At 52.5% G+C, this 8354-nt stretch carries 6 protein-coding genes; 3 read left to right on the forward strand and 3 right to left on the reverse strand.

Going from position 1 to position 8354, the window contains the following annotated elements; translation table 11 throughout:
- Window positions 1-3: 3 nt before the first annotated feature.
- Window positions 4-1014 (forward strand): ABC transporter ATP-binding protein, encoded by a 1011-nt coding sequence (locus ACT3RR_RS16895; protein WP_485903399.1) that lies wholly within the window; start codon window positions 4-6, stop codon window positions 1012-1014.
- Window positions 1011-1979, forward strand: a complete 969-nt coding sequence (locus ACT3RR_RS16900; protein WP_496200786.1) for an ABC transporter ATP-binding protein — start codon at window positions 1011-1013, stop codon at window positions 1977-1979. The genes ACT3RR_RS16895 and ACT3RR_RS16900 overlap by 4 nt, the downstream gene beginning before the upstream one ends.
- Here the strand turns inward: ACT3RR_RS16900 and ACT3RR_RS16905 are convergent.
- Window positions 1971-3386 carry a PTS transporter subunit EIIC gene (locus ACT3RR_RS16905; protein WP_353504237.1) on the reverse strand — a complete coding sequence of 472 codons (1416 nt, stop codon included), beginning with the start codon at window positions 3384-3386 and terminating at the stop codon, window positions 1971-1973. The two genes, ACT3RR_RS16900 and ACT3RR_RS16905, sit on opposite strands and share 9 nt — an antisense overlap.
- A 344-nt stretch (window positions 3387-3730) precedes the next feature.
- Here ACT3RR_RS16905 and ACT3RR_RS16910 point away from each other — a divergent pair, with 344 nt between their 5' ends.
- The gene (locus tag ACT3RR_RS16910; protein ID WP_485903396.1) at window positions 3731-4930 is read left to right on the forward strand and encodes an enolase C-terminal domain-like protein; all 1200 of its coding nucleotides are present in this window, start codon (window positions 3731-3733) and stop codon (window positions 4928-4930) included.
- 29 nt (window positions 4931-4959) lie between these two features.
- On the opposite strand, the gene ACT3RR_RS16915 is transcribed toward ACT3RR_RS16910, so the two are convergent.
- Both ACT3RR_RS16915 and ACT3RR_RS16920 read right to left on the reverse strand, forming a co-directional pair.
- A complete protein-coding gene (locus ACT3RR_RS16915; protein WP_496200787.1) occupies window positions 4960-7071 on the reverse strand; it encodes a peptidase domain-containing ABC transporter in 2112 nt (703 codons plus the stop codon).
- A complete protein-coding gene (locus ACT3RR_RS16920) occupies window positions 7064-8350 on the reverse strand; it encodes an HlyD family secretion protein (protein ID WP_496200793.1) in 1287 nt (428 codons plus the stop codon). Before ACT3RR_RS16920 ends, ACT3RR_RS16915 begins: the two co-directional genes overlap by 8 nt.
- Between the last annotated feature and the right edge of the window lie 4 nt (window positions 8351-8354).

Below are 8354 nucleotides of genomic sequence, written 5' to 3' on the forward strand. Positions count from 1 at the left end.
GCCATGACGCAACCTTTAGTCAGTTTTAACAACCTGTCGCTGTCGTTTTCCAGCGAGCAGGGCAGAGTGCGTGCGGTGCAAGGCGTGAGTTTCGACGTGATGCCCGGCCAGACGGTCGGCGTGGTCGGTGAGTCCGGCTGCGGCAAAAGCGTCACCGCCATGTCGTTGATGGGGCTACTGCCGCCGCAGTCGGCACGCATCGACTCCGGCGAGATCTGGTTCGAGGGCACCAATCTGCTGACCCTGCGGCCTTCCCGCATGGCGGATCTGCGCGGCAACGAGCTGGCGATGATTTTCCAGGAGCCAATGAGCGCGCTGAACCCGGTGCTGACCATCGGCGAGCAGCTGGTCGAACCCTTGATTCGCCATCTCGGGGATAAACCCAAAGCCGCATGGGCTAAGGCCACGGCTTTGCTGACGGAAGTCGGCTTAGCCCGCGCCGCAAGCCTGATGGAAAGCTACCCGCACCAACTTTCCGGCGGCATGTTGCAACGCGTGATGATAGCCATGGCGCTGAGCTGCAAACCTAAATTGCTGATTGCCGACGAGCCGACCACCGCGCTGGATGTCACCGTGCAGGCGCAGATCCTCACCTTGCTACGCGAACAGGCCCAGCGCCAGCACATGGCGCTGATGCTCATCACCCACGACCTCGGCGTTATCGCCCAAATGGCTGACCACGTGGTGGTGATGTACGCCGGGAAAATCGTCGAGCAGGGGCCGACCGCCGACGTGCTGCGCAACCCGCGGCACCCTTATACGCAGGGGCTGATTGCCTCAAGGCCAGTGCCCGGCGAACGCCGCCGCCGCTTATATTCCATCCCCGGTCAGGTGCCGAGCCTTACCGCGCTGCCGCCATATTGCGCATTTACCGAGCGCTGCGCCAAAGCCACCGAACGTTGCCGTCAGGGCATTCCGGCTTTGGTGGGGGAGACCCGTCAGGCCGCCTGTTTCTACAGTGGTTTGCCCGCCAGCGGGCTTGCCACCGCGTCGCCATTAGAGGTACAGCCGTGAAGACAGAATATTTGGTCGAAGTGAAAGACCTGAAAAAGCATTTTCCAATCCAAAATGGCGTGTTCGGGCAGGTGACCGGCCAGCTTCGCGCGGTGGATGGTGTGAGTTTCAACATCCGCAAAGGCTCTATCTTTGGGCTGGTGGGGGAGTCGGGGAGTGGCAAAACCACGGTCGGCAGAACCCTGCTCGGCTTATATGACAAGACGGCGGGCAGCGTGAAGTTTCGCGGCGAAGACCTCTCGGCACTGAAGCCCAAACAGCTGAAAGCCCTGCGGCCAAAAATCCAGCTGGTATTTCAGGATCCCTATAGCTCGCTGAACCCGCGAATTCGCGTGGGTGATGCCATCGGCGAAGCGATGCTTGAGCACAAGCTGTGCGCGCCGGGCGAGCTGCGCAGCAAAGTGCTGGAGGTGATGAAGATTTGCGGCTTATCCGAGCTGCACTACAACCGTTTCCCACACGAGTTTTCCGGCGGGCAGCGTCAGCGCATTGGTATCGCCCGGGCGCTTATCCTGCAACCAGACTTTATCATTGCCGATGAACCTATCTCGGCGCTGGACGTGTCGATTCAGGCGCAAATCATCAATCTTTTTTCAGATTTGCGCGATGACCACGGCGTCACTTTCCTGTTTATCTCCCACGACCTTGGGGTGGTGGAGCACCTGTGTGATGACGTGGCGGTGATGTATCTCGGGCAGATTGTCGAAACGGCCGATCGCGACACCCTGTTCCGCCAGCCGCTGCATCCTTACACTCAGGCTCTGCTGGCTGCGGTGCCGAGTTTAGAGCCCGGCAGCGTGCCGGTGGCGATGGCCAAAGGTGAGATCCCTGACCCGTCGCAGCCGCCGTCAGGCTGTCGCTTCAACACGCGCTGCCCGCTAGCCACCGAGCGTTGTCGCCAGGAAGTGCCCCTGCTGCGCGCCATTGGCGAAGCGGGGCATCGAGTGGCCTGTCACTTAGTGTGAATCCTGGGATGCTATAATCTCAGGATTTTGTGATTCTGAGATTTTATCGCCTCTTACCACCAGCATATAAGTCAGGGTAAATGACAGCACTAGCGCGATAGTCACCCCCATCAGGATGTAGATAAAGTAAGGGCCGATGTAGGCCGGCAGGCTGAAAATGCTCGACAGGATATAGCCATACAGCCGCACGCCGAAGAAAGCGATGAAGGCCGAGGCAATCGAACTGCTGATGGTGGTAGCGATAAAGGCTTTCTTATAGCGGGTCAACACGCCAAACAGCGCTGGCTCGGTAATTCCCAGTAAGCCAGAGACGGCGGCGGAAATTACCAGCGTCTTCTCCTCGCGAGTTTTCACGTGGAAGTAGATGGCGAAGGTGGAACCGGCAATCGCCATGTTGGCCATGAACATCATTGGCATCAACATATCCCAGCCCTGATCGGTGAAGTTCTGCAAGGCAATCGGCGTCATGGCATGGTGCATGCCGGTCAAAATTGCCACTGGCCGGATGGCACCGACAATAAAGCCCGCGAACACCGACGAGACGTCAAACAGCCCCTGAATGAAGAAAGCCAGCAGCTTGCCGAGGTAAATGCCCGCCGGTCCAATCACGGACAGCGACACCAGCGCGGCGATAAACAGCGTCAGCGTTGGGGTGAACACGGTCTTCAGCACGTCCGGCATAAACCTGTCTACCCAGCGGTGAATGTAGCTGAGCGCCAGAACCGAGAAAATCACCGGGATCACGCTTGCCGAGTAGTTAAACACCGAGACCGGAATGACATCCATAAAGTAAATCGCGCTGGCCGCGCCCGGCGTGTGGCTGGCCAGTGCCTTGGCGGCGTCGATAAGCGTTGGGTACATCAGGCAGGCTGCTACCGCCGCGGCTAAATATTCATTGGTTTTAAAGATTTTCGCCGCAGACACCGCGAGGAAGAAGGGCAGGAAGTAAAACACCCCGCTGGCGATCAGGTCGATAACCATCACCGTGTCGCTCTTGGCTGAAATCACTTTCAGCGCGATCAGCCCGGCCAGCAGACCTTTGATCATACCCGCGCCCGCGATGGCCGGAACGATTGGGCCAAAAACGCCGGAGACGGTATCCATAAACAGCGACACCAGCCCTTTACGCGCTTTCGGTTTATCGGCTTTTTCCAGCGTCACTGGCTTAAGATGGCTGACTATCTCCTCATACCACTCATTCACCTTCGGGCCGATGATGATTTGCACCTGCTCACTTTGGCTTTGCGCACCTAATACGCCGGGCAGGGCTTTAATTTCCTGCCACGCCACTTTATTTTCATCAATCAGATCAAAACGCAGCCGAGTCATGCAGTGCCAGACTTTATTAATATTTTCTGGCCCACCCACAAGCTGGATAATTTTCTGCATTGCTTCTGTTTTTGCCATAAAAACCCCACTGCGAACAGTTATTATTATGAAGTCGAAAATAATGACGTGAATAGCATGGAATACTAATGTTCCATGCCGACAAAAACAAACCAATAAAACATGATACAACTCACAAAACCACCCTGAACGGCGGTGATTTGTGGAGGTTATAGCAAATTGGTATGGTTTTTACTGATCTTCGATGCTGAATGCCAAACCATTTAAAATGAATTAAATTTAAGGTTTACAACAGGGTTTAAAATAGGGTGAAATTGATGAAATCAGATTATTTCCATCCATCATGGTTACTCGATAAATAGCTTTTTAAGAGCAGTTTTATGTGAGCCACCGAGGAATAAATTATGCAGCCCACCCTTATTACAAATATTGAATGCCAGATAACTCGCCCCGATCGCCATAATCTGGTGGTGGTGACGATTGAGACAGATAAAGGCATTCGCGGACTGGGTTGCGCGACCTTCCAGCAGCGCCCGCTGGCGGTAAAACTGATGGTGGATGAGTACCTTAAGCCGCTGCTGATAGGCCGCGACGCCAACCATATTGAAGACCTATGGCAGATGATGATGGTCAACGCTTACTGGCGCAATGGCCCGGTGATGAACAACGCTGTGGCGGGAATAGATATGGCGCTGTGGGACATTAAAGGCCAACTGGCGGATATGCCGCTCTACCAACTGTTTGGCGGGAAATCTAAAGACGCGATCACCGCTTACAGCCACGCGGCCAGTGACACGCTGGAAGGATTGTATGCTGAAGTAGATCGCCTGCTGGCGGAAGGCTATCGCCATATTCGCTGCCAGCTGGGGTTTTACGGCGGCAACGCGCAGGACTTCCACGGTACCAAAAATCCGACCGAGGGCGCGTACTACGACCAAGATCAGTACATGGACAACACGCTGGCGATGTTCAAAGCGCTGCGCGAGAAATACGGCAATCGCTTCCATATCTTGCACGACGTCCATGAGCGCTTATTCCCGCAGCAGGCTTTGCAGTTCGCCAAACAGGTGGAAGCCTACCGCCCGTACTTCATCGAAGATATCCTACCGCCGCACCAAAACGAATGGCTGGAGCAGATCCGCAATCAAACCGCCGTGCCGCTGGCGACCGGTGAGTTGTTCAACAACCCGGCCGAGTGGAAAGATTTGGTGATCAATCGCCGCATTGATTTTATCCGCTGCCACGTTTCACAGATTGGCGGTATCACCCCGGCCCTCAAGCTGGGGAGCTTCTGCCAAAGCTTCGGCGTGCGCCTTGCCTGGCATTGCCCGCCGGACATGACGCCGATCGGCGCGGCGGTGAATACCCATCTGAACATTCATCTGCACAACGCGGCGATTCAGGAGTTCGTGGCCTATCCCGCTAACACCCAGCGCGTGTTCCCGGACGCAGTGAAACCCGAAGGTGGCTACTTCTATCCAATTGAAAAGGCAGGGATCGGCGTCGGCTTCGATGCTAAAGCCGCAGAGGAATTCCCGGTGGTCTATCGCCCACATGAATGGACCCAAAGCCGTTTGCCGAATGGCGCGATCCATACACCGTAAAGCAGGGCGGTTAAAGGCGAAAGTGAGGGTCAAAAGGCGGGAGGTTCAAGCCTGATGACTCTTCCTGCTGAAGCTATGGTTGATGGGCGATGGGCAATAATGATTCGGGTAATGTGCAGCGCTGAGATCGCCGCGTTAATACAGGCTTCGTTATCAAGATCGAGATGGCTGGTGGCTTCGTCCATAAAGAGGATGCTCGGGCGGCGATGCAAGGCTCGGGCAATCAGCAATCTCTGTTTCTGGCCTCCGGACAAACTTCCGCCCAGCTCGCCAATTAAGGTTTCATAACCCATCGGCATGGTAATGATCTCTTCGTGAATATTGGCGCGCTGCGCGCACTCTTCAATCCACTGATTATCAGCAGACGAGGTAAATCCGGCGATATTTTCCGCAATTGAACCGGCCAAAAGTTTATCGTCTTGCAACACACAGGCGATGCATTTGCGATAATTATTAATACCTATGGCATGTATATCTACACCATCAACCCGCAGCGTTCCTGATGTCGGTACTAATAATCCGCACATCAATTTCATTAATGTTGTCTTGCCAATGCCCGACGGACCGATTATTGCCACGCTTTCGCCGGAATGAATATGAAAACTCATATCCCTAATTAATGGCTTTGAAATGTCGTCATATTGGTAAGACAACTGGTGGACATCGAAAGAGAGTGCTTTTCCAACATGAAATACAGCCTGGCTGGGCATCTGTTTTTCTTTATCAGAAAGCACGATGTCTGAGACTCTTTCGTTATGCAGGCTGAGCATTCGCAGGGCCAGCAGCATATCGATGAGGCTTGAGGCGCGCTCAGAAAACTGACCACGGTAGGCGTTGAAGGCCACAAACATGCCTAATGTCATCTGATTTTCAATCACCAGAGAGGCTCCTAGCCACAGAATAACCACCTGATCGAGGGTGGCAATCAGTGAGTTTATGCCGCCAAACAGCATATTCATTTTGGTGAGTTTAATATCGGCATTCACCGTATCGGCGTTTAGATTCATCCAAAATTGTGAGCGCGAACCCGCCAGATCCAGAGATTTAATGGTGCTGATGCTATATAGGGTTTCCATAAAATGAGAGTCAGTCTTGGCTCCTTTGACTAACTGCTCTTCAGAGAGTTGGCGATAATAGTTGTAGGTTGATAAACGTAAAATGATATAGAGGGTCGTGAAACCCAGTACCACCCACACTAACCAGCCGCCATAAAACAGCATCATGATAAATACGCCAACGGTCATGATGGTATCGATAATGCTATTTACTATGCTGGTGGTGAAAGTGGTTCTAATAATTTCTAAAGAGCCAAACCGAGAATGAATATCCCCAAGTTTGCGTTTCTCGAAATAGGAGAGGGGAAGCTTGATCAAATGGTCAAAAACACCGGCTACCCATTGGATGTCAATAACCGCATCCATCACTATTGATGTCCACGACCTCAGCATTGAGATAGCCGTTCGGAACAAAATAAAAAATAGCAGCCCGATGCAAATCAGAGACAGCAGGTTGTGGTCACTCGCCAGAATCACGTGATCCATAATGAGCTGGGTGCCCACCGGCATGAGCAGATTAATACTTTCAATCACTACCGACAGCGCGAAAATCTTGATCAATGCGCCTTTCAAGCCGCCAATATTGGATAACAGAAGGCGAAAACTCAGTTTGCTACGCTTGGTGACGGGAGTGAATTCGCTATCTGGCCACAGCTCTAACGCCATGCCGGTGAAGTGTTTCGACACCTCCTGAATACCCAAGACTCTGCGACCAAACGCCGGGTCATGAATGACCACCCGCCCGCGACGCACGGCGATAAGCACCACAAAATGGTTCATATCCCAATGTAAAATGCAGGGGGTTTTCAAGGCATTAATCTCTTCAAGATCAAGAGATAAAGCCCGGCTTTTCATTTTTAAGCTGCTGGCTGCGTCTATCAGCATCGACATCGTGGCACCGTGAGAGGAGAGCCCAAACTGCTGGCGAAGATTGAAGAGGTCGATACGCGCGCCGTAGTAGTGGCACACCATTGCCAGACTCGCTAATCCGCACTCCGCGGCCTCGGTCTGCAATATCTGTGGCACTTTGCGCCGCCAGGATAGATTCAGTTTTGCACTGAGATCGTTAAAAAAGCTTTTATCCATTTACCGGCCCAGCGACGCTTTTTCGGATGCCGTAAAAGGGCGAAAACAACCATTGATAGAGCGGCCTTTTCTCCAAAAACAGGGTGGATTCGGCCTTCATGCCGCTCGAAAGCGCCAAGGTTTTATTCTGATGGCGAAAGTGAGTTTCCGTTAAAGCCACCATCACTTTGTAGTAAGCCTCGCCCTGTCGATTGGGCTGGCCGATAGGGGAGTTGCTATAGGTTGCCATCTCTTGGGCTGAAGCCGGCACGTAGGCAATGCTCTCAATTTGGCCATGAAACTGACCAAATTTCTCGAACGGGAAGGCTTCATAGCGAATATTTACGCTCTCTCCCTGCGAAATATAAGGCACGCTAGAGTTTGGCAGCCACAGCACTAAGTAGTAGGTCGAGTAGGTGCTGGGTATAAGCTGCGCCAGACTGTCGCCTTGATTGACCATCTGCCCGCGGGTTACGCTCAGTGACTCAATGCGGCCATCCGCCGGGGCCTCAATGATCCGCGTGCTGTTGGCATCAGATTCTGCTAGCTGCCGTTGCAGGCTATTGTGTTCAAGCTGGGACTGAGATATTTGGTTGTCGAAATCTGCCGCCCGAGTGACTATTTCCGTAGCAAGGTTGGTTATCTGTAGTGACTCTTGAATTCGCTGATTAGACAGTATCTGAACGCTGTTCTGCTGCTGATAATAACTATAGGTTTGCGCGCTCAGTTGGTCTTTCGTGGTAAGCCCTCTTAGATGGTAATCCGAGTAATTCTTCATGGTCTCTTTAGCGAATTGCGCTCCCTTGCGGGCGTCCATGAGGAACGATAAGGATTGGCTATGGGCCAATTCGTAATGCTGTTTCTGCGTTCGTAAATTATCGACGGTCAGCTGCTTATTTTTTTGCAGTTTGTCGATAATCTTTTCTATTTGAACCAGCTGCGACTCTATTGCTTCCCGGGTCTTAATGCTGAAATTGCCACCGTGGGTAACTTTGCTAAAATCGATCTGATAGAGACGATCTCCCTTTTTAACCACATCACCGACCTTTACAAAACGGTCTGAAATAAACCCTTGCTGAGTCGCGAAAATGTTCACTGAGCGAGGTTCGCTGGTTATCTCACCAAAGACGTTTATACGGCGGGTGTAGTTGCAGAGGGTTAACGCTGCAATGAAGATCGTTAAAAAGAGAAGTGACAATCCCAAAACTAGCCAAGCTGGGGCAGAGGGGGTTAATAATGCTTTACCAATCCACTTAGTCTGCTGGTGTTCTATCGATTCCTTTCGAAAAGAGAGCTTCATTTAT

The organism is Ewingella sp. AOP8-B2-18, assembly GCF_052376015.1.
Classification (GTDB): domain Bacteria; phylum Pseudomonadota; class Gammaproteobacteria; order Enterobacterales; family Enterobacteriaceae; genus Ewingella; species Ewingella allii.